20 protein-coding genes and 1 pseudogene are annotated in these 23,194 nt (G+C 65.2%); 9 read left to right on the top strand and 12 right to left on the bottom strand.

Translation table 11 applies throughout. From position 1 onward, the window contains the following. Positions 1–189 precede the first annotated feature (189 nt). Positions 190–1,377, top strand: a complete 1,188-nt coding sequence (locus ACFPN5_RS16945) for a sensor domain-containing phosphodiesterase (protein WP_379784954.1) — start codon at positions 190–192, stop codon at positions 1,375–1,377. Positions 1,378–1,627: 250 nt separating this feature from the next. Further along, a pseudogene (locus ACFPN5_RS16950) lies at positions 1,628–1,843 on the top strand (dihydrolipoyl dehydrogenase); the annotation flags it as partial. Positions 1,844–1,980: 137 nt separating this feature from the next. On the opposite strand, the gene ACFPN5_RS16955 reads toward ACFPN5_RS16950, so the two are convergent. The 4 genes from ACFPN5_RS16955 to ACFPN5_RS16970 all read right to left on the bottom strand — a co-directional run bounded on the left by ACFPN5_RS16955 (position 1,981) and on the right by ACFPN5_RS16970 (position 5,962). Continuing rightward, on the bottom strand, positions 1,981–2,421 hold the full coding sequence (locus tag ACFPN5_RS16955) for an ANTAR domain-containing protein (protein WP_379784955.1): 441 nt from the start codon (positions 2,419–2,421) through the stop codon (positions 1,981–1,983). Next, complete coding sequence (locus tag ACFPN5_RS16960) at positions 2,414–2,917, bottom strand: GAF domain-containing protein (RefSeq protein WP_379784956.1); 504 nt, start codon at positions 2,915–2,917, stop codon at positions 2,414–2,416. Before ACFPN5_RS16960 ends, ACFPN5_RS16955 begins: the two co-directional genes overlap by 8 nt. Positions 2,918–3,093: 176 nt before the next feature. Next, positions 3,094–4,782: a hybrid sensor histidine kinase/response regulator gene (locus ACFPN5_RS16965; RefSeq protein ID WP_379784957.1), complete on the bottom strand. Its 1,689-nt coding sequence runs from the start codon at positions 4,780–4,782 to the stop codon at positions 3,094–3,096. A 7-nt stretch (positions 4,783–4,789) separates the two neighbouring features. Further along, on the bottom strand, positions 4,790–5,962 hold the full coding sequence (locus ACFPN5_RS16970) for an FIST signal transduction protein (RefSeq protein ID WP_379784958.1): 1,173 nt from the start codon (positions 5,960–5,962) through the stop codon (positions 4,790–4,792). 243 nt (positions 5,963–6,205) lie between these two features. Between ACFPN5_RS16970 and ACFPN5_RS16975 the strand changes: the two genes are divergently transcribed. Then, positions 6,206–6,526 (top strand): hypothetical protein, encoded by a 321-nt coding sequence (locus ACFPN5_RS16975; RefSeq protein WP_379784959.1) that lies wholly within the window; start codon positions 6,206–6,208, stop codon positions 6,524–6,526. Between the two features lie 164 nt (positions 6,527–6,690). Here ACFPN5_RS16975 and ACFPN5_RS16980 read toward each other — a convergent pair whose 3' ends face one another. Further along, entirely contained in the window at positions 6,691–7,113 is a 423-nt protein-coding gene (locus ACFPN5_RS16980) for a DUF2141 domain-containing protein (RefSeq protein ID WP_379784960.1), read from the bottom strand. A gap of 109 nt (positions 7,114–7,222) precedes the next feature. Between ACFPN5_RS16980 and ACFPN5_RS16985 the strand changes: the two genes are divergently transcribed. Then, on the top strand, positions 7,223–7,768 hold the full coding sequence (locus ACFPN5_RS16985; RefSeq protein ID WP_379784961.1) for a sterol desaturase family protein: 546 nt from the start codon (positions 7,223–7,225) through the stop codon (positions 7,766–7,768). Here the strand turns inward: ACFPN5_RS16985 and crtB are convergent. The 7 genes from crtB to ACFPN5_RS17020 form a co-directional block, all read right to left on the bottom strand. After that, positions 7,653–8,624 (bottom strand): 15-cis-phytoene synthase CrtB, encoded by a 972-nt coding sequence (crtB, locus tag ACFPN5_RS16990; RefSeq protein WP_379784962.1) that lies wholly within the window; start codon positions 8,622–8,624, stop codon positions 7,653–7,655. The genes ACFPN5_RS16985 and crtB overlap by 116 nt on opposite strands. Then, positions 8,621–10,123, bottom strand: a complete 1,503-nt coding sequence (locus tag ACFPN5_RS16995; RefSeq protein WP_379784963.1) for a phytoene desaturase — start codon at positions 10,121–10,123, stop codon at positions 8,621–8,623. The genes crtB and ACFPN5_RS16995 overlap by 4 nt, the downstream gene beginning before the upstream one ends. Beyond that, the gene (gene crtY, locus ACFPN5_RS17000) at positions 10,120–11,283 is read right to left on the bottom strand and encodes a lycopene beta-cyclase CrtY (RefSeq protein WP_379784964.1); all 1,164 of its coding nucleotides are present in this window, start codon (positions 11,281–11,283) and stop codon (positions 10,120–10,122) included. Before crtY ends, ACFPN5_RS16995 begins: the two co-directional genes overlap by 4 nt. A gap of 31 nt (positions 11,284–11,314) precedes the next feature. Then, positions 11,315–12,613, bottom strand: a complete 1,299-nt coding sequence (locus ACFPN5_RS17005) for a glycosyltransferase (protein ID WP_379784965.1) — start codon at positions 12,611–12,613, stop codon at positions 11,315–11,317. Positions 12,614–12,633: 20 nt separating this feature from the next. Then, positions 12,634–13,614, bottom strand: coding sequence for a polyprenyl synthetase family protein (locus ACFPN5_RS17010; protein WP_379784966.1), 981 nt, complete (start codon positions 13,612–13,614; stop codon positions 12,634–12,636). A 287-nt stretch (positions 13,615–13,901) separates the two neighbouring features. Further along, a complete protein-coding gene (locus tag ACFPN5_RS17015; RefSeq protein WP_379784967.1) occupies positions 13,902–14,087 on the bottom strand; it encodes a hypothetical protein in 186 nt (61 codons plus the stop codon). A gap of 136 nt (positions 14,088–14,223) precedes the next feature. Further along, positions 14,224–14,880, bottom strand: coding sequence for a TetR/AcrR family transcriptional regulator (locus ACFPN5_RS17020; RefSeq protein ID WP_379784968.1), 657 nt, complete (start codon positions 14,878–14,880; stop codon positions 14,224–14,226). A gap of 107 nt (positions 14,881–14,987) precedes the next feature. Here ACFPN5_RS17020 and ACFPN5_RS17025 point away from each other — a divergent pair, with 107 nt between their 5' ends. From ACFPN5_RS17025 to ACFPN5_RS17045, 5 genes are all read left to right on the top strand, one after another. After that, entirely contained in the window at positions 14,988–16,148 is a 1,161-nt protein-coding gene (locus ACFPN5_RS17025) for an HlyD family efflux transporter periplasmic adaptor subunit (RefSeq protein ID WP_379784969.1), read from the top strand. 10 nt (positions 16,149–16,158) lie between these two features. Continuing rightward, positions 16,159–17,760, top strand: coding sequence for a DHA2 family efflux MFS transporter permease subunit (locus ACFPN5_RS17030; RefSeq protein ID WP_379784970.1), 1,602 nt, complete (start codon positions 16,159–16,161; stop codon positions 17,758–17,760). 29 nt (positions 17,761–17,789) lie between these two features. Further along, a complete protein-coding gene (locus ACFPN5_RS17035; RefSeq protein WP_379784971.1) occupies positions 17,790–19,271 on the top strand; it encodes an efflux transporter outer membrane subunit in 1,482 nt (493 codons plus the stop codon). Positions 19,272–19,568: 297 nt separating this feature from the next. Continuing rightward, the gene (locus tag ACFPN5_RS17040) at positions 19,569–21,302 is read left to right on the top strand and encodes a dipeptidyl-peptidase 3 family protein (RefSeq protein ID WP_379784973.1); all 1,734 of its coding nucleotides are present in this window, start codon (positions 19,569–19,571) and stop codon (positions 21,300–21,302) included. Between the two features lie 194 nt (positions 21,303–21,496). Next, positions 21,497–23,134, top strand: coding sequence for a methyl-accepting chemotaxis protein (locus ACFPN5_RS17045; RefSeq protein ID WP_379784974.1), 1,638 nt, complete (start codon positions 21,497–21,499; stop codon positions 23,132–23,134). Positions 23,135–23,194: the final 60 nt, after the last annotated feature.

Raw genomic sequence — 23,194 nt, forward strand, 5'->3', positions numbered from 1 at the left:
ATCAGAACGGGACCCGAGGGTCCCGTTTTTCTTGTAGGATATGCTGGTCTCGACCTGAGTGATTCCGAGAAAGATTTTCCATGGCATCGTTATCAAAGCGTACTTGTTAGCTTATTATTTGCGCTTGGGATGCGTGTCACAAGGTTGGCCATGAGAAGCCACACAAATCGAGGCCAGTAGGAGAATTTAATGATGACGGAGGAAGCTCTTCAGCGGCGGCCCGTTGCATCGCTTAACGAGATTATTCATTCGGCGGTCAATCTGGCGCGCTTCTGCCTCGGCATGGATGTCGCTTTTGTTACCGAATTCAAGCAAGGCCGGCGCATCTTTCGACATATCGCGTCGCGTAACGAGCAGGTGCCAATCAAGGTTGGCGATTCGCACCCGCTTGAAGAGAGTTATTGCCAATATATTGTCAATGGAAGTATTCCCCCGGTAGTCGACGACAGCCATATCTACCCTGTCCTGAAGGCCCTGCGGGCGACCGAAGCGATGGAGATCCGCGCACATCTCGGCGTCCCTATTCGCCTGTCGGATGGCTCGGTATTCGGGACATTCTGCTGCTATAGCCGCAAACCGTCATCGACGCTGCGTGAAACCGACGTGACCGCAATGAGACGTTTTGCTGAGCTCATCTCCAGTGTCCTAGAGCAGCGCGTTATGACGGAGCGTGCACGTGAAACAACATCAGAGCGCGTCTCCAACGTCATCGCTACACACGGCATGTACATTGCCTATCAACCGATCGTGAACTTGTCGACGGGGATGATCGCCGGCTTTGAGGCACTTGCGCGTTTCCGGGCTGAGCCGATTCGTGGTCCCCATGAATGGTTTGCAGACGCTCATTCGGTCTCGCGGGGCGTCGAGTTGGAAGTGCTTGCTATCGGGAGCGCTGTGTATGGCATTGAGCGGATTGCGCCCAACGCCTATCTCTCATTGAATGTCTCGCCTTGCACTATTCTCAGTGGTGCGTTGGAGGCCTTGCTTGCAGGTGCGCCGCTCGAAAGGCTGGTGCTAGAACTGACCGAGCACGCTCCAATCGAAGAGTACGATGCTCTGCAAGCGGCGCTCGCTTCTCTACGGAGCGCCGGCCTGAAACTTGCAATCGACGACGCCGGTTCCGGCTACGCCAGCTTCCGCCACATTTTGCAACTGCGTCCGGATATCATCAAACTCGATCAGAGCCTGATCCGCGACATCGACCTGGACCAGGGGCGCCGCGCGCTGGCCCTGGGCCTGATTACCTTTGCCAACGAAACAGGCTGTGCGATTGTGGCCGAAGGCGTCGAGAACGAGCGCGAACTGGAGGTCTTGAAGTCACTTGGTGTGCAGGCGGCGCAAGGCTACCTGCTGGGACGGCCGGCGCCCCTCGACTGATACGCGGCGGCGGGAGCTGGGCGCCGAGATCGCGGTGGTCGATGCGCAGCTGTTTGCTGGCCCTGAACGGGCACGACATCGATGCGCTGAAGGCGGCTTCAGCCCACACCCGAGTGCGATCACGATCGATGCGGCCCGAACCGACCGCCATCGCATTCCGGCATTGCATCTTGCTGCCTGCTTGCTATGATGCAAGGGTGAGCAGGCGGGTTTGAAACCGCGCCAGCGCATCATTGCGTGTTACAGGAAACTCACCAACGTCGAGACCGGCCGCATCATCGGCGGGGCGATCGTCGGCACGAATGCGGGCGACATGATCGGCGAAGTCGCGCTGGCGATCGAGATGGGCGCTGACGGCGTCGACATCGGCAAGACGATCCACCCGCACCCGACGCTGGGCGAGCCGATCGGCATGGCGGCGGAAGTCTACAAGGGCGCCTGCACCGACCTGCCGCCGCGCAAGCGCTTTCGTGCAAGATGCTCAAAGCATACGCCTCGCGGCCCGTCCGGCTCGACCCTGACATGTGGACATGGCGAACCCGGCGGGAAGCTGGACGCTTTGAAACGTATAGCGATGAGGCTGTTCAGTCCTGACAAGCCTGCTTAAGCCGGCAGCCCCGACAAACTGACACTCACGGCCTGCGTCTGCAATCTCATCGTATCGATCGTATCGATCACGTCGCGGACGCGGAAGGGTTTGATAAGAATCCGTGTGATCTTGTCTGCGCGTAGCATCCCAAGCAGTTCGTTGTCGCATACTTCGACCAGGACCGAAATCGGAGCGGAACGCCCGATTGCACATTGCCCTGTTCGGATTTGATGGATCAATGCCAGGCCCTTGCATGTTCCGCCCACGGACGGCCAATCGACCGCGATGATGGCTCCATCAAAGCGCCGCACCTGGCAAGTCTGAAAAGCGGTGGCGTAGGTGGCTGCTTCGGTAACCTCAGCGGTACCAAGACTGCGCATCGTGAGAGAAACAGTTCTCCGCAACAGGTTTGCAGGCTCGACCAGCAAAATCCTGAACTTGTCGGCGTTATACATTGACCCCGTCCTGCATTGAAGTCAGCTCGAGAACGGCAAGATCGCGCAGGCTTTTCAGTATTGCCTGCTCGACCTCGTCGAGTGTCCTCGGACGTGTATCGATCAAGCACAATGTGCCCAAAGCCAGGCCATCCTTACAGGTTAACGGGGCACCGGCATAAAAACGAATGTGCGGCTCCCCGGTCACCAAGGGATTGTCGTGGAAACGAGGATCAAGTAGCGCGTCTTGTACCAGTAGGAGGTCGGGTTGCAGAATTGCATGCGCGCAGAAAGAAATATCGCGTGGCGTTTGGCAAGCATCAATGCCTACCCGCGCCTTGAACCACTGTCTGTCGTAATCGACAAGACTGACCAGGCAAATCGGCACGCCGAACTCAGCAGATGCAAACTCAACAATCTTATCGATTCGTTCTTCTGGCGGCGTGTCTAGCAGTAAAAGTTCATGTAATAGTGCAAGACGATCCTGCTCATTGTGGGGTAAGTGAGGCTTGATCACTGTCAGGAATGCTTTCGATTCATGTCGTTTTGCCGGTCAGGCCGGGATTTGACCCACAGGTCAGAGGTCACTCAAAATAGTATCGCGAAGTAAGATAAATCCTACAAAAAGATAAATCCGCAACAACATTATTTCACGAATACGTTGTCTATTGGCAACAAATCTGGGAGGGGAACTCAGCTCTGCCTAGACAGTCTTTTCGGCGTCGCCGCGAGCAGGCGCAGCAGTGCCGTCGCGTCCACCGGCTTGGTCAGGTGATGATTAAAACCTGCGGCAGTGGCAAGTTCGCGGTCGGCCGCCTGGCCGTAGCCGGTCAGTGCGATCAGGGTCGCATGCGCGGTCTGCGGCAGGGAGCGCATCTGCCGGGCCAGTTCGTAGCCGTCAATGTCGGGCAGGCCGATATCGAGCAGCAGGACATCGGGCGGCACCTGGGCAGCCAGCGCCAGCGCGCTGCGGCCTTCGTAGGCGACACGCGGCCGGTGCCCGACCGAAGCGAGGAACATCGACAGCGTGTCGGCCGCATCCGCATTGTCGTCAACGATGAGGATGTCGAGCCCGCCGTCACCGACGCCCTCACTTGGCCGGGAGGGCGCGAGCACCGGTGCGGCGCCGTGCACCCGCGGCAGCCGGATCGTGAATTCGCTGCCTGCGCCATGTCCTGCGCTGCTAGCCTGGACGCTGCCCCCATGGCGCTCCACCAGGCTTTTCACCAGGGCCAGCCCGACCCCGAGGCCGCCCTGCGAGCGGTCGGGCGAGCGCTCGCCCTGGACGAACAGGTCGAATACATGGGGCAGCAGGCTTGAGTCGATGCCGATCCCGTTGTCGCGTACCGCCACTTGCACCATGGTCTCGTCTTGCGACAGGGCGAGCTCGATGGCGCCGCCCTTGGGGGTGTACTTGCTTGCGTTATTCAGGAGGTTCGCGACGATCTGGACCAGCCGGGTGCTGTCGCCGCACACCTGCGCCGCTTGCGCCGGCACCACCAGCGACAGCTGGTGGTGCCGCGCGTCGACCAGGGGCCGCACCTGTTCGACTGCGTCGCGCACAATGGCGCCCATGTCATGCAGCTCCTGCTCCAGGTCGATACGGCCGCCCGTGACGCGCGAGACATCGAGCAAGTCGTCGAGCAGGTTGGTCATGTGGCCGATCTGGCGGTCGATGATCTCGCAGGTCTGCTGCACGCGCGCCGGCGTGACCGCGCCCAGCCGCAGGATATGGGCAGCCATGCCGATCGGCGCCAGCGGATTGCGCAGTTCATGCGCGAGCATGGCCAGGAATTCATCCTTGCGCCGGTCGGCGTCGCGCAGCCTCGCTTCGGCCTCGCGCCGCGATTCGAGTTCGTTTTCCGCGCGCTGATAGGCTGACTGCAGTTCGCGCCGGCTGATGTCGAGGGCGGTATTGAGCTCGTTGGCGCGCCGGTGGCTGTCGCGCGCCGCCGAGGCAAGGCCGGCGGCAGCCAGTTCGGCCCGTTCGCCGGCGAGCTTGGCACCCAGCAGGGGCAGCAGGGCGGCGATGGCGGCGCGCGTTGGCGCGGCTGGCGCCGTGCCGACGAAAACGACGATTACCTCGCCAGCGGCATCGCAGTTGCCCCAGACGGGCAGCTCTGTCGCCGTCTGCGGTGAGGGCAGGGAGGACGCCGCGCTGCCGGCGTCCGCGCACTGGCGCAGGAAGTCCTGCCAGCGCCGGCCCTCGCGCAGCGTTTGCGGCAGGCCGGGCGCGGGCAGGAACATCCCGATCTCCGTATCCTTGCCGAAGACAAGCACCTGCGCCACGCCGGCGTAATGGGCAAGTTCCTGCGTCGCGACCAGCCGGGTGTCTGGTCTTTGCAGATCGATAAAGATGGACACCAGTTCGAACGGAATCATCGTACTGTCACAGTGGAATGGCGCAGACGATGGCAGTACAGTTGTGGAAGCCGCTGAATTGCCCGGCGCTCCGCGCGATCTGGCCGTAGGTATTGCAGCCTGCAAAATTTTCCGACCCGAGCGCCTCGGCGACGGCATCGAGTTCGTCGCCGAATTCGCGCCCCAGCCGCATCCGGGTGGCCGCGCAGTCGAACAGCAGCGAGCCGGCATGCTCGCCGCCCTCGAGACCGGCAAGGGCGGCCTGCGACGCCTGGCTGGCCGCTTCGCAGGCAGACGCCATGCTGGCGACCATGATGTGTACGGTGGCCCCGACCGGCACTTCGGCCGCGCAGGAAATCGAGCCGTCCTCGTTGAGCGTGAGCGGCACGCGCAATTTGTAGCCGTCGCCGGTTTCGATGCCGATCACGTTGTGCAGGAAAAACGGAAGCGGATCGGCACGGTTGAAGACCTGGCCGGTGGCCAGCGCATGCTCTTCGAAGGCCTCGGCCGCGGGCATGGCGTTCAGGCTGACCAGGCAGGTGCCCTCGGCTTCGGTCACGCGCAGCGCGGGGCCGCCGGGTTGCCAGCCGTGGCGCACGCCCAGTCCAATGGGCTTTTTCGAGAGCATTTCCAGCACGACGAGCGCATCGGTATGTTCTTCCGTGCCGATGAATACATGCGTTTTCTGGAACTTCGCATCATCGGCGGCGCCCCCGCCAAACAGCTGGTAGGTGCCGCCGGTGCGCACCATCATGTCGTGGATGATCTCGTCGACATAGCCCGCAAGCGCATCGGTCAGTACCAGCGCGTTGCGGTAGGGGAAATCGGGATGCGCGCTGCCGCTAAAGACGGGCATGACCTCGTCGAGCGCGGCGCCGAGGTTGCTCCGCAGTCCCGTGCCGAGCCCGGCCCGGAACAGGATATCGTCGGCACGGATTGCCATGACCGACACGGAAGCGTGCCCTGTCGTGCAACCGGAAAACTCCCCGGCCGACGAGCAGCCGACCAGCACGCCGGGCCGGCAGGCAGTGTCGAGTTCGGAAAGCAGCGGCCGGAAGTCGATTTCAGGCGAGGCGAAGACAATCAGCACGTCGGGGCGGGCGCCATCGAGCTTTTGCAGCAGCGATTGGGCAAGCGATTGGCCTGCGGCCTCGGGGGAGCGCAAGGAGGTGTGGCTGACTGCCACCAGGGTATTTGCCATGGAAGAACCTATGAAGCGGATGGACGCCGAGCGGCATTTTGCAGAAAGGGCGGCAACGTGCGCAAGCCAATCCGACCCGTCATCCAGCATGATGTATTTCTCATAATTAGGCAAGTCTGTGTCGTGCGGTAACAAAAAGGAAAAAGACACATTGCGCCTTGCCGTGCGCTTGCTATGATGGAAGAGCGACCAGGCGGGCCTCGCGCCGCGCTAACGCATCGTTGCGTGTCACAGGAGACTGACATGGAAGAGCACGGCACTGAATATGTCGGGACGGTTTTTGTCCTGCCCGAATCGCGCGCCTTCGAGCTGAAGACGACCATGAACGGCGTTCCGGTCACGTTGCACGGCACCGTGTCCCAGCACCTGGCGGAACAGTTTGCGGGGCACACGACGGATACGACCGTCGACGTGCGCCAGCTGGCGATGCAGCCGCGCCGCGTCGAGGTGCTTACGCGCGACATCCACGAGCGGCACCGCGCGCCGCGCAAGGTGCATTTCCTGATGCGCGTGCTCGACGGCGGCGACCAGACCGTGCGGCGCGACGCATCGGCGCACGCCTAGCCGGTCCTGGAGCCTATCCCAGCAGGTGAGAGTCGCTGCTGGCGCGCCTGGCAAGCGGGGGCGGCGTTGCTCGTCGTTGCATGGCTAGCCATGCGGCCTTCTCGCGCCTTGCCCGCGCTTGCCATGCATCACCATCCGCTTCCCCCCACCTACTGGGATAGGCTCTACCGCAAGCGCACGGTCGCGGCCGTTGCTTCGTCACCTACCTCGATCGCCGCGTCCTCGAAACCCGGCGGCCCGAACTTGCTGCGCGCGTCGCGGCTGAAGCCGTAGGGTTCCTTGGGGATGCCGAGGAAATTGGTGTCGAGTACGCCGTTCGTGTTCTCGTCCTGGTAAGCGACAACTGCCCAGGTGCCCGGCGGCACGCCCTTCACGATTACCAGGGTCTCACCCGCCTGGGCCGCTGCAGAGGCACTGTAGGCGCATTGCTTGAGGAAACGCTCCTTGTCGCAGACGGCGACATTGACTTTGCCTTTCGCGGTGACGCCGGCGACGCGCACTTGAACAGTGGCGGCCGTGGCGGCCGAGGCGGCTGTCACACACAGCAGCAGGGCGCCGGACACGATGGTGCGGAACAGCTCATTCATCGGATTTTCCTTGTTAAATTTGCCAGTACAAAGGCGGGACAGCCGCCGTGCGCATGGCGCCGTGTGGTAGGCTGACATTCTCCATTTCCCCCCTGGCTTGCTGTTTTTCATGCTGCTCAATACGCTCATCGTCGTGGCCACCGTCGTCTTCATGGAAATCTTTTCCATCGTCGCGCACAAGTACATCATGCATGGCTTCGGCTGGGGCTGGCACCGCTCGCACCACGAACCACGGACAGGCTGGTTCGAGAAGAACGACCTGTACGCCGTCGTGTTCGCCGGCGTGGCGATCGCCCTGATCTGGTTCGGTACCGAAGGCATCTGGCCGCTGCAGTGGATCGGCGCCGGCATGACGGCCTACGGCGCCCTGTATTTCGTCGCCCACGACGGGCTGGTGCACCGCCGCTGGCCTTTCCACGTGGTGCCGCGCAGCGGTTACGCCAAGCGGCTGTACCAGGCGCACCGTATGCACCATGCGATCGAAGGCAAGGACGGCGCGGTGTCGTTCGGCTTCCTGTACGCGCCGCCGGTTGCCACCCTCAAACGGCAGCTGCAGGCGATCCATGGTGGTGCGCCTCGAAAGCCGCACCCGGACGCTGCCACAGATGCGCAGGACGAGGCGCCATCCCCCCAACCCGCGAACCGAGCGCACTGACCCCGCCTTTGGCGAGCAGCCACAACTTCATCGCCTTCGAGGTGCCGACCCGCTCGTCCCAGGCACGCGGTCCGCGCCCCTTGACCTCGATGCCGATCTGCCGGTACACATTGCGGGCGGTGGCGATCGCCCAGCTTGACCGCAGCGGCAGGGCCCTGATGCCGATGGCAGCCGAGTCGTAATACGGTTCCGCATAATCGACCAGGCGCGCCACCACCTTCGCCAGCGGCACGCGGTGGCGCGGCAAGCCGACTTCCTCGACCGGGATGCCGGCTTCACGCAGCCATTCGGCCGGCAGGTAGCAGCGGCCGTTGCGGGCGTCGTCGACGATGTCGCGCGCGATGTTCGTCAGCTGGAAAGCCAGGCCCAGGTCGCAGGCGCGGTCCAGCACCGCCGGGTCTTTCGCGCCCATGATCGAGGCCATCATCAGGCCGACGACGCCGGCCACGTGGTAGCAGTAGCGCAGCGTGTCCTCGATGGTCTCGTAGCGCGCGCCTTCGACATCCATCGCAAAGCCGGCCAGGTGGTCGAAGGCGAAGCGCGGAGCGATGGCGTGGCGCAGCGCGACTTCCTGGAAGGCGGCAAAGGCCGGGTCCGGCATGGCGTCGCCCGCGTACGCCCGCGCGGTCTGCTCGCGCAGGGTGGCCAGTTCGCGCACGGCGTCGTGATGACTCGGCGCGACGGTGCTGGAACCGAGTTCCTGGCCATCGACCACGTCGTCGCAATGGCGGCACCAGGCGTAGAGCATCAGCACGCTGCGGCGCACGGATGGCTCGAAGAGCTTTGCGGCGGCCGCAAAGCTCTTCGAGCCAACTTTAATCGTTTCGGTCGCGTGGTCCAGCAACCCTTCGCTCATGCCAGCGCCTCCTCGATCATCAGGCCGGCCGTGGCCTTGGCCGAGCCGATCACGCCGGGCACCCCTGCGCCCGGATGGGTGCCGGCGCCGACCAGGTACAGGTTGCTCAGTTCCTTGTCGCGGTTGTGCGGGCGGAACCAGGCGCTTTGCGTGAGGATGGGTTCCAGCGAAAAAGCCGAGCCGACGTGGGCGTTGAGCTGGTCGCGGAAGTCGAACGGCGTGAAGATGCGGCTGGTGACGAGCTGGCTGCGCAGGCCCGGCATGTAGCGCTGTTCCAGGTAGTCGAAGATGCGGTCGCGGTAGAGCGGCCCTTCGACTTCCCAGTCGATCGGCGCGTTGCCCAGGTGTGGCACGGGCGCCAGCACGTAATGGCTGCCGCAGCCCGGCGGCGCGAGCGAGGGGTCGGTGACGCAGGGCGCGTGCAGGTAGAGCGAGAAGTCGTCGGCCAGCGTGTCGCCCTTGAAAATTTCGTCGATCAGGCCGCGGTAGCGCGGGCCGAAGCAGACCGTGTGGTGCTGCAGCTGGCTGTGGTGGTGATCCAGCCCGAAGTACAGCACGAACAGCGAATTGGAAAAGCGCTTCTTGCCCAGGCTGGCTGCCTCGGCCACGCCGCGCGGGTGCTGCCCCAGCAGGGACCCGTAGGTGTGGACGACGTCGGCATTCGAGGCCACGGCGTCGGCAGGGAACAGGCGGCCGTCTTCCAGGCGCACGCCGGAGACGCGTGCTCCGCTCGCTGTCCCATCGACTTCAATGCGCGCGACCGGCGCGTTCAGTTCGATGCGCCCGCCGATGTCCTCGAACAGCCGCACCAGCCCCTGGACCAGCGCCCCGGTGCCGCCGCGCGGGAACCACACGCCCCAGCGCCGCTCCAGCGCGTGGATCAGGGTGTAGATCGAGGAGGTGGCGAAGGGGTTGCCGCCGACCAGCAGCGAGTGAAAGGAAAAGGCCTGGCGCAGATGCTCGTCCTGGACGAACTTCGCCACCATGCTGTAGACGCTGCGCCAGGCCTGAAGCTGAGCCAGTTTCGGGCCGGCCGCGATCATCTCCCGGAAGGACAAGAACGGCACTGTACCGAGCTTGATATAACCCTCCTCGAACACGGCTTTCGAATAGGCGAGGAAGCGCTGGTAGCCAGCGACATCAGCAGGATTGATCGCGTGGATCTGGCGGTCCAGCGCTTCCTGGTCGTTGGCATAGTCAAAATAGCTGCCGTCCTCCCAGCACAGCCGGTAGAAAGGCGCAACCGGCAGCATCTCGACATAATCTTCGATGCGCTTGCCGGCAGCGGTAAACAGCTCTTCGATGCAGGACGGATCGGTGATGACGGTCGGCCCGGCATCGAACACGAAGCCCTGGTCTTCGTACACGTAGGCGCGCCCGCCGGGCTTGTCGCGCTTTTCCAGCAGCGTGGTCTGCATGCCGCTGGCCTGCAATCGGATGGCAAGGGCCAGTCCGCCGAAACCGGCGCCGACTACCACTGCTTTTTTCGAAGCGTTCATTCGGAATTCCTGATCTGATTCGGGTGAATTTTGCATGCGGCGACCATGGCCTGGCGCACGGGTACGGGTGGCTTGCCAGTGAGCACGCGCGCCTTGTCCGCCAGGCGCAGGCGTCCCGCGTAAAAGCGCGCGATCAGGGGCGCCGGCAGGCGGTAGAAGCGCTGCATCACGCGCCAGCGGTTGTCGGCGCTGCCGGCCAAAAACAGCATGCGGTTGAGCAGGCGGAAGAAGCGCTGGCTGCGCCACTCCCGCTGCGCCTCGTCGCGGATGGCCGCAAACAGGCTGGGTGCGCGCAGGTCGGCCAGCTGCCCGATGCGCTCGGCCAGGCGCACGGCATGCGGCAGCGAATAGCCGGTGGTCGGGTGGAACAGCCCGGCGCGCAGGCCGGAGCAGGGCTGGCCGTCGAGGTCAAACCAGAAGCCGTCGATGTCGCCCGCCAGCACGATCGGCAGCGAGCCGTGCTCTTCGCGTATCACCGCCTCGATGCGCCAGCCGCGCGCGGCCGCGTAGGCGGCAATGTTGGCGCGCAGCCGTTCCGGTTCCCAGGCGCCCGTGTCGACATAATGCGTGTCTTCGATCAGGATGCGGTCCGGGCCGAAGGGCAGCAGGTAGACGAAGCGGTAGCCGCCTTGCTGCTCGACGCTGGCGTCCATGATGACCGGGGCCGTCAAGCCGTGCGGCGCGGCCAGCTTCACTTCCTGGCCGAGGAAGGTCTGGTAACCGAGCGCCAGCCGCGTGCTGGGACGCATGCCGCGTCCGTCGATGACGGCGCCCGCGTGCAGGGTGTCGCCGCCGGCCAGCGTGACCCAGGTCGGGCCGAGCGAGGCGACCTGTACGTTTGTCCGCAGCGACGCGCCCAGGGCCGCTTCGATGACGCGCGCGAAATCACTCGAGGCGACGCTGGCGTAGCCGCTCTCCAGGGTGCGGGCATGGCCGGGGAACAGCACCTCGTAACGCGGCCAGCGTGCGCTCACGAGCGGGGCCAGCCAGGCGCGCTGCGCCGCATCGAGGTCGCTGTCGTGGAAGGACCAGGTATGGTTGCCGCCGATGTGCTCGCCGCTTTCGAGCAGCAGGATTTTGATGCCGGGGTCTCGGTTGAGCAGGCGCCAGGCGATCAGGCCATTGGCGAGTCCGCCGCCGACCAGGATCAGGTCGTACATGGCAGACTGCTCGGGCTCAGGCGTGTCCCGCTTATGCATGGCTGACGACGTTCGGTGCCGGCCGTGCCAGCCGCAGCGCCGCCTCGACGATGTCGGCCGCTCGATCGGCGCCGCCGGCGGCGCGCACGCTGTGCGCAAGCTCGCTGCTGCGCTCCCCGAAACCGGGTTCCTCGAACAGGCGGCCGAGCTGGCGGCCGATCGTGGCGGCACTCGCGAAACGCGGCGACGCGCGCAGGCCGATGCCGGCGTGGCAGACCCGCGCCGCGACGCCAGGCTGGTCGAACGCGATCGGCAGCGCCAGGATCGGCGTGTGCGCGGCAATCGCGTCCATCACCGTGTTCAGGCCCGCGTGCGAGACGACGGCGTCGGCGCGCGCCAGCACCGCTTCCTGCGGCGCGAACGCGCACACCCAGGTAGCGCCCGCACGCAGCAAGCCCTGCGCCTGGCGCTCGTTCAATCCCCCGCAGTGCGCCACCAGCAACTGGACCTTGCGCGCGCGGCAGGCGGTCGCAATGCGCTTGAACAGGCCGAAGCGCTGGCCCTGCAGCGTGCCGAGCGAGGCGAAGACGAAAGGGCGGTTGGGGTCGATGTCCGGCATGGCGTCGATCCGGGCCGGCGCCGCCGCGTTGGGCATTCGCAGCGGGCCGACGTGGTGAAAATGCACGGGCAGGTCCTGGCGCGGGAATTCGAAGGCGGCCACGGTCTGGCTGATTTGCGCCAGCGGCGACAGGCATTCGTGCAGGGCGCCGCGCCCCGGCACTCCCAAGCGCTGCGCTTCCAGCTCGATGGCCTTGCGGTGCGGCGTCATCATCCAGTCGTAGACACGGGTGCTGCCCTCGACGATCTGCAGCGCGCGTTCGCTCTCGCTCCAGTTGAAGGGCATCACCGGCAGCGGGATGCCGGGCTCGCGGTTGACCGGCAGCGCGCAGGCCACGGATACGAAGGGCAGGCCCATGCCTTCCGCCACCAGCCCGGCAGCGGCTTCCATCTGGTCGCCGATGAGGGCATCGATCTGCAGCGCTTCGAGCGCCGGCGGCAGTTCGCGGCACAGCATGGTGGTCGTGCGCGCCATGTCGGTGATGACGCGCCGCAGCCCGAGCGGACTGCCGGGGTTGGCCGCGCGCTGGAGAGACGCGGCGAGCGTCCCGGGTGGGTGGCTGGCGCCGCCCAGGGCGTGGAAGCCAAGACGAGCATCTCGCACATAGGCGCCGGCATCGGCCTGCTGCAGGAAGGTCACGCGGTGCCCGCGCGCGACGAGGGCCAGCGCAAGCGCCGACAGCGCGCTGAAATGGCTGTAAAAGGCAGGAGCCACCACGCCGAAATGGGCCATGCGGCGCTCCTAGGCAGCGCTCAATGGTGCACCTGGCGCTCGCCCTGGGCGACGGCCAGGCGCAAACCCGACAAACCCGGGCCGCGCGCGAACAGGGTGTCGACGAAACGGCGCGTGCCTTGTTTGCTGCCGATCGCGTCCGTCAGGTAGCGGTCAGCGTCGTCCAGGTGGGTGGCCAGGCGCTGGCGTGCTTCCTCGAGGCCGAGGGCGTTGATGAGCGTGGCCTTGCCGAGGTCCTTGCCGGTGTCCTTGCCGGTGACGGCGCTGTCGTTGCCGGGGCCGTCCTGGAAGTCGTCGCGGATCTGGAAGGCGTGACCGGCGGCCAGCGCGAACGCGCGCAGCGACTGGGCGACGCACTCGTCCGATTCGGCGACGATGGCCGCCATGTCGACCGATACGCCGAGCAGCACGCCGGTCTTGAGTTCGTTGGTGGTGGCGATTTCCTCGGCGGTGCGCTGGCCGCCGCCGCGCAGGTCCTCGAACTGGCCGCGCACCAGCCCCTGAGCGCCGACCGTCTCGGCCAGTTTCGCGACCAGGCGCGCGCGCACCAGCGGCGGGATCTCGGGCGCCGTGGCCAGGATGCCGAATGCGCGGCTGAGCAGGGCCACCGAAGCCAGGATGGCGACGTCTTCGCCGAACTGGACGTGGATGGTGGGCTGGCCGCGCCGCAGCATGGCGTTGTCCATGCAGGGCATGTCGTCGAGGATCAGGGAGGCCGCATGCACCATCTCGACGGCGCAGGCGATGTCGACCAGGGCAGGGGAGGAGCAGCCGAGGTCGCGCGCGACCAGCATCAGGAGGAGCGGGCGCATGCGCTTGCCGGCGCCGAGGGTGCCGGCGCGCATGGCCCGGGCCAGCAGGTCGGCGTTGTCGCCGCTGTCGGCCAGCAGCTGCGCAATGCGCTCTTCGAATTCGTGGCGGATGGTGTCGAGTTCCGTCAGCCAGGGATCGCCACGCTTTTCCATGTCGAGCCCGCTGAAGCGTTGTGTCGTGGTGGTCATGCGCCGATCCTTTGCCGAGATAACAACAAAAATTGATGAATTCTCCATGGATGATACCGGAATCCTTCTCCGGTGATTGTCGATCTGTTCAACTGTGCGCTAGCTTTTCTTGCAATAAACCTTCGTCAATTTCGACAATTTTCATGAGGGAAGTGCAAACATGTTCCACAGGATGTGGCGGTGTGTCACGGTTTCGTAACGCCCCAATAAAAAATGCCGCCCGGTGCAAGCCGGGCGGCATCTCGTTTTCCATTGCTGTTACGGGCCTTGAAGCACGCGCGGATCGGTCAGCTGTAACTCGTCCAGCTCTGCGGGATCTCGATATGGCCCGACTTGGCCGCGTCCGCATACGCGCGCATTTCGGCAACGACGGCTTCGAGCTGTTCGTTGCCCGGGTTCTGGAGGAAGCCCTTCATGCGCTCGTGCAGCGACGCTTGCTGGTCGCGCCATTCATAACGAGAAGTCTTGCTCATGCGACCCCCTTGCAGCCTGCTGCTGTGATGTTCTTGTTGATATCCATGACACCCTCCTTTTTTATAAGGCTACCAGTCTTGCATAAATTGCTGCACCAGATCGGTGCGATGACGCACACTCTCTTTCGGCACAGCCTCAGCGCAGCACGGCGCGGTAGAACAGCTCGAGGCGTCCAGCGAGCTGGCGATGCGCCTCTTCCCGCGATGGCTGCACGTGCGGAAACACCAGGCGCCCGATCGGGTCGCCGGCAATCCAGCTCGTGAGGAAGGCGGGCAATTGCTCGAAGGGCAGGTCGGCACGCAATTGCGCGCGCACATCGGGCCGCGCAAAAAAACGTTCGAGCATGTCGCGGGTCAGGCGCGGGCCGGCGCCATAGAAGGTGTCGGCCACTTCCGGGTTGCCTGGCGCCTCGGCGATGATCACGCGCTGCATGGCGATCAATTGTTTGTTGCACAGCAGGTCAAAGAACTGGCGCGCGAAGTCGTCGACCACTTCGCGCAAGGGCCGCGTGTCGTGTTCCATGTCGCGCATCTGGAAGAACTGGTCGCGGCGCGATAGCAGCACAGCGTCGAGCAGGCCCGCCTTGCCGCCGAACTTCACATAGATGGTGCGCACCGCCACCCGCGCCGCGCGCGCGATGGTTTCCAGGCTGGTGCGGGTATAGCCGTTCTGCAGGAACAGGTGCGCGGCCACGTCGATCAGGTCTTGCGTGCGTGCTTCGACGTCGCTCGCCTTCGGCCGTCCGGCGCCGCGCTGGGCAGGCGGGGTAGTCGCTTGCGATGGTTTGGTCATGGACAATACTGTAAGGCAGAGAGAAATGAAATGCAACCGTTTCATTTCTTGACGAACCCGGGCGCTTGCCGAATAATGGCGGACTGATCCTTACTCGGAGTTGCTTCATGTCCCAGACGCAGGCCTCGAACGAGCACAAGCCGCTCGGCACTGTCCATCCCACCGCACCGGCAGCGGCCGGCAAGACGCCGCCCAACAAGCGCGTGCTGGCCGTGGTCGGGCTGATCGCGCTGGCCGCCATCGGTGCCGGTGGACGCATGTGGTACCGCAGCCACCATTTCGTCGACACCGAGAATGCTTATATTGCGGGCCACGTGCACCCGATCTCGGCGCGCATCGCCGGCGTCGTCACGCGCGTGCTGGTCGAGGACAACCAACGGGTGAAGGCGGGCGACGTCATCGCCGAACTCGATCCCGCCGACCAGCAGGTGCGCGTCGAGCAGATCGAGGCGCAGATCGCCAGCGCGAAGCAGCAGGTCATCCAGGCCGACGCCCAGGTGGCGCAGGTGCGGGCCCAGGCCGAAGCGGCCAAGGCCCAGGTCGGCCAGTCGCAGGCGCTGGCGCTGCGCGCGCGCCAGGACGCCGAGCGTTTCGGCCAGCTGTACACGAAGCAGATGAAAGCCGTCTCGAAGGCCGAGGTCGATGCCGCCAACGCCGCCCGCACGGCGGCGGCCGCCGACGTCAATGCGCGTCGCGACAACGCGGTCGCGGCCGAGGCCCAGATCGCCGCCGCGTCGGGCGCGCGCGACGTGGCCAAGGCGCAGATCCGGGTGCTGCAGGCGCAGCTGAAGGACGCGAAGCAGCAGGTCGGCTACAGCCGCATCCTGGCACCCGTCGATGGCCGCATCGGCCGGCGCAGCGTCGAAGTGGGTGCGCGCGTGCAGCCGGGCCAGCAACTGGTTGCCGTGGTCGAGGACAAGGTCTGGGTCAGCGCCAATTTCAAGGAAACCCAGCTCGCCGGCCTGAAGGCTGGCCAGGCGGTCACCCTCGAAATCGATGCGCTGCCCGGCGAACACCTGGTGGGCCGCGTGCACAGCTTCTCGCCGGCGTCGGGCAACCAGTTCGCCCTGCTGCCGGCCGATAACGCGACCGGCAACTTCACGAAGATCGTGCAGCGCGTGCCTGTGAAGATCACCCTCGCACCGGCCGACGTCCAGCGCCTCGCCGGACGCCTGGTGCCGGGCATGTCGGTGGAGGCCGAAGTCGACATGCGCCAGGAAGTGGGGCCGCCGGCACGCACCGCTGCGGCGCTGCAGTCGGCTCAGTAAGGGACTGCTCATGACGAGTACGACCAAGCCCGCGCTGCCGGTGTTCCCGGGCGCGCCCGCGGCCGGCACGCGTGTCGACCTGCGGACCTGGATCGCGGTCGCCGCCGGCATGCTCGGCGCCTTCATGGCGGTGCTCGACATCCAGATCACCAACTCGTCGCTGCGCGACATCCTCGGTACGCTCAACGCGACCCAGGAAGAGGGATCGTGGATCTCCACCGCCTACCTGTGCGCCGAGATCGTCGTCATCCCGATGACGGCGCTGTTCGCGCGCGCCTTTGGCGTGCGCCGCTACATGATCGGCACCACCGCGCTGTTCCTCGTGTTCTCCACCCTGTGCGGCGCGGCCTGGAACCTCGAGAGCATGATCGTGTTCCGCATGCTGCAGGGCTTCACCGGCGGCGCCCTGATCCCGATGGCGATGACGCTCGTGATGACGCGCCTGCCGGCTTCCAAGCGCGCGATCGGCATGGCCATTTTCGGCCTTACCGCGACCCTGGCCCCGGCCATGGGCCCGACCCTGGGCGGCTACCTGTCGGAGCTGTACGGCTGGCCGTCGATCTTCTACATCAACTGGGTGCCGGGCGTGCTGCTGATCGCCGGCATGGTGTATGGCCTGGACCGCGAGCCTTCGCAGGTACGCTCGCTGGTGAACGCCGACTGGCTCGGCATCGGCCTGATGGCAATGGGCCTGGGCTGCCTGACGATCTTCCTGGAAGAGGGCAATTCGAAGGACTGGTTTGAATCGCGCTTCATCGTGATCTTCGCGGCGCTGGCGCTGGTCGGCATCCTCGGCTGGATCACGGTTGCCTTCACCCGCGCGCAATCGTTCGTGAACCTGCGCCTGTACGGGCAGCGCAACTTCCTGGTCGCGACCGTGCTGTCGGCCGTCACCGGCATGGGCCTGTATGGCTCGTCCTACCTGTTGCCGCTGTACCTGGGGCAGATCGCGGGCTACACGCCGATGCAGATCGGCGAAGTGATCGCCTGGGTCGGCCTGCCGCAGCTGCTGGTAATGCCGTTCGCGGCGGCCTTGTCCTCCAAGGTCGACAACCGCATCCTGTGCAGCTTCGGCCTGCTGCTGTTCGGCGGCTCCTGCCTGATGAATGCGTTCATGGATGCGAGCAGCGGTTACGACCAGCTGGCCTTCACCCAGGTCGTGCGCGCCATCGGCCAGCCCTTCGTGATGCTGACCCTGTCGAACTTCGCGATGAACGGGATTGCGCCGAAGGACATGCCGTCGGCCTCGAGCCTGTTCAACATGACCCGCAACCTCGGCGGCTCGATCGGCATCGCCATGCTGGCGACCTCGCTCACCAACCGCGAGCACTTCCACTCGGCGCGCATCGGCGAGTCGGTCTCGACCTACGCGGCGCCGACCCAGGAGCGCATCGAGCAGATCACGCAGGGGCTGGTCGCGTCGGGCATCGACCCGGCCACGGCGGCGAACCAGGCTCTGTCCGTGCTCGACCGCATCGTGCGGCGCGAAGCCTACGTGATGGCCTACAACGACGCCTTCTGGATCGTCGGCATGATCCTGATAGGCTGCATCGCCATGGTCTGGCTCGCCGACAAGGTCAAATCCCCCGGCGGCGGCGGCGGCGGCCATTGAACTTATTTAGAGAAGAGATGAGACAAACCATGCTGGACTCTTTTGCCAAGATTTTTCCGCGCGGCGCGCCCGGCGCCAGCGTTACGGTGGCGCTGGCCCTGCTGGTGAGCGGCTGCTCCACCATCGGCCGGGATTTCGTCGCGCCCAAGCCGGTCGAGGCGCCCGCCTACCGCCATGCCGCCGCGGTTGTGCCGGACACCCCCTCGGACACTGCGCGCCTGCCGGCGGCCTGGTGGAGCGTATTCAACGACGCCACGCTGACCCGCCTGGAAGAACGCGCATTGCGCGACAACCCGGGCGCCAAAGCGGCCGCGCAGCGCCTGCTGCAGGCGCAGGCCCAGCTCGGCGTGCTGCGTGCCGGGCAGGCGCCGAACCTGTCGGTGAACGCGACCATCTCGAATTCCCGCACCTCGGCCGAAACCTCACAGGCCCTCGCCATGGGGGGGCGCTCGATCAAGGGCAACAACTTCGCGGTCGGCGCCGCGCTGTCCTACGAGCTCGACCTGTGGGGCCGGGTGCGGCGCGTGGTGGAAGCGGCCGACGCCCAGGCGCTGGCGGCGCAGGATGATCGCGACGGCGTGCTGTTGATGCTCTCGAGCCAGGTGGCGCAAAGTTACTGGCAGCTGCGCGGGCTGGATGCGGAAAGCGCGATCCTGCGTGACGCACTGGCGACCCGGCGCGAGGCGCAGGAGCTGGTCGAAGCGCGTTTCGACGGCGGCCTGTCGAACGAGCTGGATGTGTCGCGCGCGCGCATCGAGCGCGCCAACGCCGAAGCCGACCTGCACGAAGTGCAGCGCCAGCGCAACCTGGTCGAGCATGCGCTGGCGACCCTGGTCGGCGCTTCGCCGAGCACGCCGCTGGTGCCGACCCAGCCGAAAACGGCGCTGCCGCTGCCGCCAGGCATTCCGGTCGGCCTGCCGGCCAGCCTGCTGGCCCAGCGTCCGGACCTGGCGGCCAGCGTCGCCAATCTGCGGGCGGCAAATGCGCAGGCGGCGGTGGCCGAGGGCGCCTTTTATCCGTCGCTGACGCTGACCTCGAATTTCGGTTTCGCATCGGAGTCGCTGCGCGAACTGGCGGGCGGCAGCGCGCGCCAGTTCTCAATCGGGCCGCTGGCCCTGTCGCTGCCGGTGTTCGACGGCGGACGCAACACGGCGAACCTGGCCCTGTACCGCGCGCGTTACGAGGAAGCGCTGGCGAACCACGAAACCCGACTCTTGGGCGCCCTGCGGGAAGTCGAAGACGCGCTGTCGGATGCGCAGCAGCGCCAGAAGCAGGGCGAGGTGCAGGCCCAGGCCCAGGCCGCGGCCGCCCGGGCCCTGCTGGTGGCGCAGGCCCGCTACGAGCGCGGCATCTCGACCTATCTCGACGTGACGGACGCTCAGCGCAGCGCGCTGACCGCCGACCGCGCCGGGGCGCAGATCCGTACCCAGCGCTTGCTGGCGTCGGTCGCGGTGGCGCGTGCGCTTGGCGGCGGGTGGTCGGAGGCGCCGGCGCTGGCGACCGTGCGTTAATCGTTAACCTTTGTAGCAGGACGTAGGGTGTGCGGCTCCACCCAGGACGCTGCATACACGCGACGGTGACGCCGCCCACGCGTTCAACCAGCTCAAGAAGCCTCGCGTCGGTGCATACGTGAGTTGAACGCGTGGGCGGCATCAAAGCCGCAAGCTCATCACGCATCGCGGTATAGCCGCACACCCTACGTCCTGCTGCACGCTTGGTTGGTCGCACTACCATTAACCAAAACCTCAATTCCGCTTTACCACCGTATTACAATCCCCCGGTTGCCTTCCAACCAATACAGGGGACCCATGAAACACCTTCTCGCTCCACTCGTGCTGGCCATCGCCGCCGGTTCTGTCCTTGCGGCCGAAGCGCCGGCAGCGCCTGCAACCAAGCCCCATGCGGCCAGCGTCGCCGAACTGAACGCGATGGCGAAGCGCTTCGCCCCGGTCGAGCTGCGCGCCGATGTCGCGGCACTGTCGAAAGGCGACCGCGCGGCGATTGCCAAGCTGATTGAAGCGGCGAAGATCATCGATACCCTGCAGCTGCGCCAGCGCTGGGCCGGCAACGAAGCGCTGTGGGCCGCGCTGCAGAAGGACAATACCCCGCTTGGCAAGGCACGCCAACAGGCCTTCTGGCTGAACAAGGGCCCGTGGTCGATCATCGACAACAACAGCTCCTTCATGCCGCCCGAGTACGCGGGCATCGCGATTCCCGCCCAGAAGCCGGCCGGCGCCAATTTCTATCCGGCGGGCGCCAGCAAGGCCGCGCTCGAGACATGGATGAACGCGCTGCCAGCCAAGGAGAAGGAAGCGGCGCAGTGGTATTTCACCGTCATCCGCAGCAGCCCGGACGGCAAGTTCCGCACCGTGAAGTATTCCGAGGAATACAGGCCGGAACTCGAGCAGCTCGCGAAACTGCTGCGTGAAGCCGCCGCCAGCACCGACAACGCGTCCCTGAAAAAATTCCTCAGCTTGCGCGCCGACGCTTTCCTGTCGAACGATTACCTGCCTTCGGACTTCGCCTGGATGGACCTCGACTCCCCGGTCGACGTCACGATCGGCCCGTACGAAACCTATAACGACGAGCTGTTTGGCTACAAGGCCGCCTTCGAGGCCTATGTCAGCGTGCGCGACGCCAAGGAAACGCAGAAGCTGAATTTCTTCGGCAAGCACATGCAGGAGCTGGAAGACAACCTGCCGGTCGACAAGCAGTACCGCAACCCGAAGGTCGGGGCGATGGCGCCGATGGTGGTGGTGAACCAGCTGTATGGCGCCGGCGACGGCAACATGGGCGTGCAGACCGCGGCCTACAACCTGCCCAACGACGAGCGCGTCATCCGCGAGCGCGGCTCAAAACGCGTCATGCTCAAGAATATCCAGGAAGCGAAGTTCGCATCGACCCTGAAACCGATCACGAAACTGGTGCTTCGCCCCCAGGACCAGAAGGACCTCGATTTCGATTCCTTCTTCACCCACATCCTGGCGCACGAAATCATGCACGGCCTGGGGCCGCACGTCACGAAGAACGGGGGCAAGGAGTCGACGCCGCGCCAGGAGCTGAAGGACACCTACTCGACCATCGAAGAAGCCAAGGCCGACGTCACCGGGCTGTGGGCGCTGCGCTACATGATGGACAAGGGCATGCTGAAGGACACGCTGGGGCAGGGCGAACAAGCCGAGCGCAAGCTGTACAACACCTTCCTGGCCTCGAGCTTTCGCACGCTGCACTTCGGCCTGTCCTCGTCGCACGCGCGCGGCATGGCGATCCAGGTGAACTACCTGCTCGACAAGGGCGCGTTCGTTTCGCATGGAGACGGCACCTTCTCGGTCGACTTCAAGAAGATCAAACAGGCCGTGATCGACCTCGACCGCGAGTTCCTCACCATCGAGGCGACGGGCGATTATGCGCGCGCCAAGGCGATGATGGCAAAGTATGTGGTGATTCGTCCCGACGTGCAGAAAGCGCTCGACAGGATGAAGACGGTGCCGAACGACATCCGCCCGGCTTTTGTCACCGCCGCCAGCCTGAGCGCGCAATAAAGGGGTAGCTTGTCAAATCCGGCAAAGTTTTCGATCATTCTAACAAGAAAAATTTGTTGTATTTGATTAACTAAGCAAAAATACGTAGGGGCAGCTCTGCTATAGTGTCGATCTTTCCGTATGGCAATATCACAATTGATAGCAGCCTTGCGCGCTGCCGGAGCGCTGTTCCGGCCACACTATAGCGAGCCCCCATGTCCTCTTCCAAACTGACCATCGGCACCCGGCTGGCCCTGGGTTTCGGCGCCGTGCTGGCGCTGATGATGGTGCTGACTGCGCTGGCGGTCAGCCGCGTCGGCCACATCGATGCCACCCTGAACCACATCAACGACGTCAACAACGTCAAGCAGCGCCATGCGATCAATTTCCGTGGCAGCGTGCACGACCGCGCTATCGCCCTGCGCGACGTGGTCCTGTCCGCCGATGCGGCCGCGGCCAAAGTGGCAAACGAGCGCATTCGGGCGCTTGCCGCCAACTACGAAACCGCGGCCGTGGCGCTCGACGCAATGTTCGCCACCAGCACCGAGATCCTGCCTGAAGAAAAGAACGCGCTGGCGGCGATCAAGGCCGACGAGCGCAAGACCCAGCCGCTGATCGCCAAAGTGAGCGAGCTGCACAGCGCCGGCGACGTCGAGGGTGCACGCGCCTTGCTGGCAAGCGAAGCCGGACCGGCCTTCGTTTCCTGGCTGGCCAGCGTGAACGTGCTGATCGACCTCGAGGAAAAGCTGAACAAGGACGAGGCGGCTGAAGCGCGTGCGCTAACCGGCAGCTTCTTTACCTGGATGCTGGTACTGTGCGCCATCGCCGTGGCTTGCGGCGCGCTTGGCGCCTGGTTCATCAGTCGTGGCCTCCTGCGCCAGCTCGGCGGCCAGCCGGATTATGCAGCACGCATCGTCGGCAGCATCGCCGCCGGCAACCTCGGCGTGCAGATCGACACCGCGCCCGGCGACAAAACCAGCCTGCTGTTCGCCATGAAGGGCATGCGCGACAGCCTGGTGGCGATCGTGTCCCAGGTGCGCAACGGCACCCTGACGATCGCCAACGCCTCGACCGAGATCGCGGCCGGCAACCAGGATTTGAGCGGCCGCACCGAAAACCAGGCGGACACGCTGAAGGACACCGCCGCCTCGATGATGGAGCTGACCGGCACCGTGCGCCAGAACGCGGACAATGCACGCCAGGCGAACGCCCTGGCCGAGTCGGCATCGAACGTGGCGCTGCGCGGCGGCGCCGTCGTGGCCCAGGTGGTCAACACCATGGCTTCGATCAACGCCTCCTCGAAACAGGTGGTCGACATCATCGGCGTCATCGACGGCATCGCGTTCCAGACCAACATCCTGGCGCTGAATGCGGCCGTCGAGGCGGCCCGGGCCGGCGAACAGGGACGCGGCTTTGCGGTCGTCGCCACCGAGGTGCGCAACCTGGCGCAGCGTTCGGCAGCGGCGGCGCGCGAGATCAAGGCGCTGATCGGCAGCTCGGTCGAGCGCGTCGACGCCGGCGCCCGCCTGGTCGACGAGGCCGGCAGCACGATGGAAGAGATCGTCAACAGCGTCAAGCGCGTGACCGACATCATGGCCGAGATCAGTTCCGCCAGCGCCGAGCAGAGCGCGGGCATCGAACAGGTGAATGCCGCCATCGGGCGCATGGACGAGGCGACGCGCCAGAACGCCACACTGGTCGAGCAGGCCAGCGCTGCGGCCGCGTCGCTGCAGGACGAGGCGGCGACGCTGGCCGGTGTGGTCAGCGTGTTCAAGATGGACACTGCGGAGCAAGCGGGTGGCCGTACTGTTGCGGCCGTGCCGCATCGGAAGGCTCTATCGTTGTCAGCTTGAAAAGCCGCAAAAATATTTCTGAGCGGGAAGATATTCTGGGTTTTAGAATTGCTTTGAAGC

This window comes from Massilia niabensis (genome assembly GCF_042655085.1).
GTDB classification, from domain to species: domain Bacteria; phylum Pseudomonadota; class Gammaproteobacteria; order Burkholderiales; family Burkholderiaceae_D; genus Telluria; species Telluria niabensis.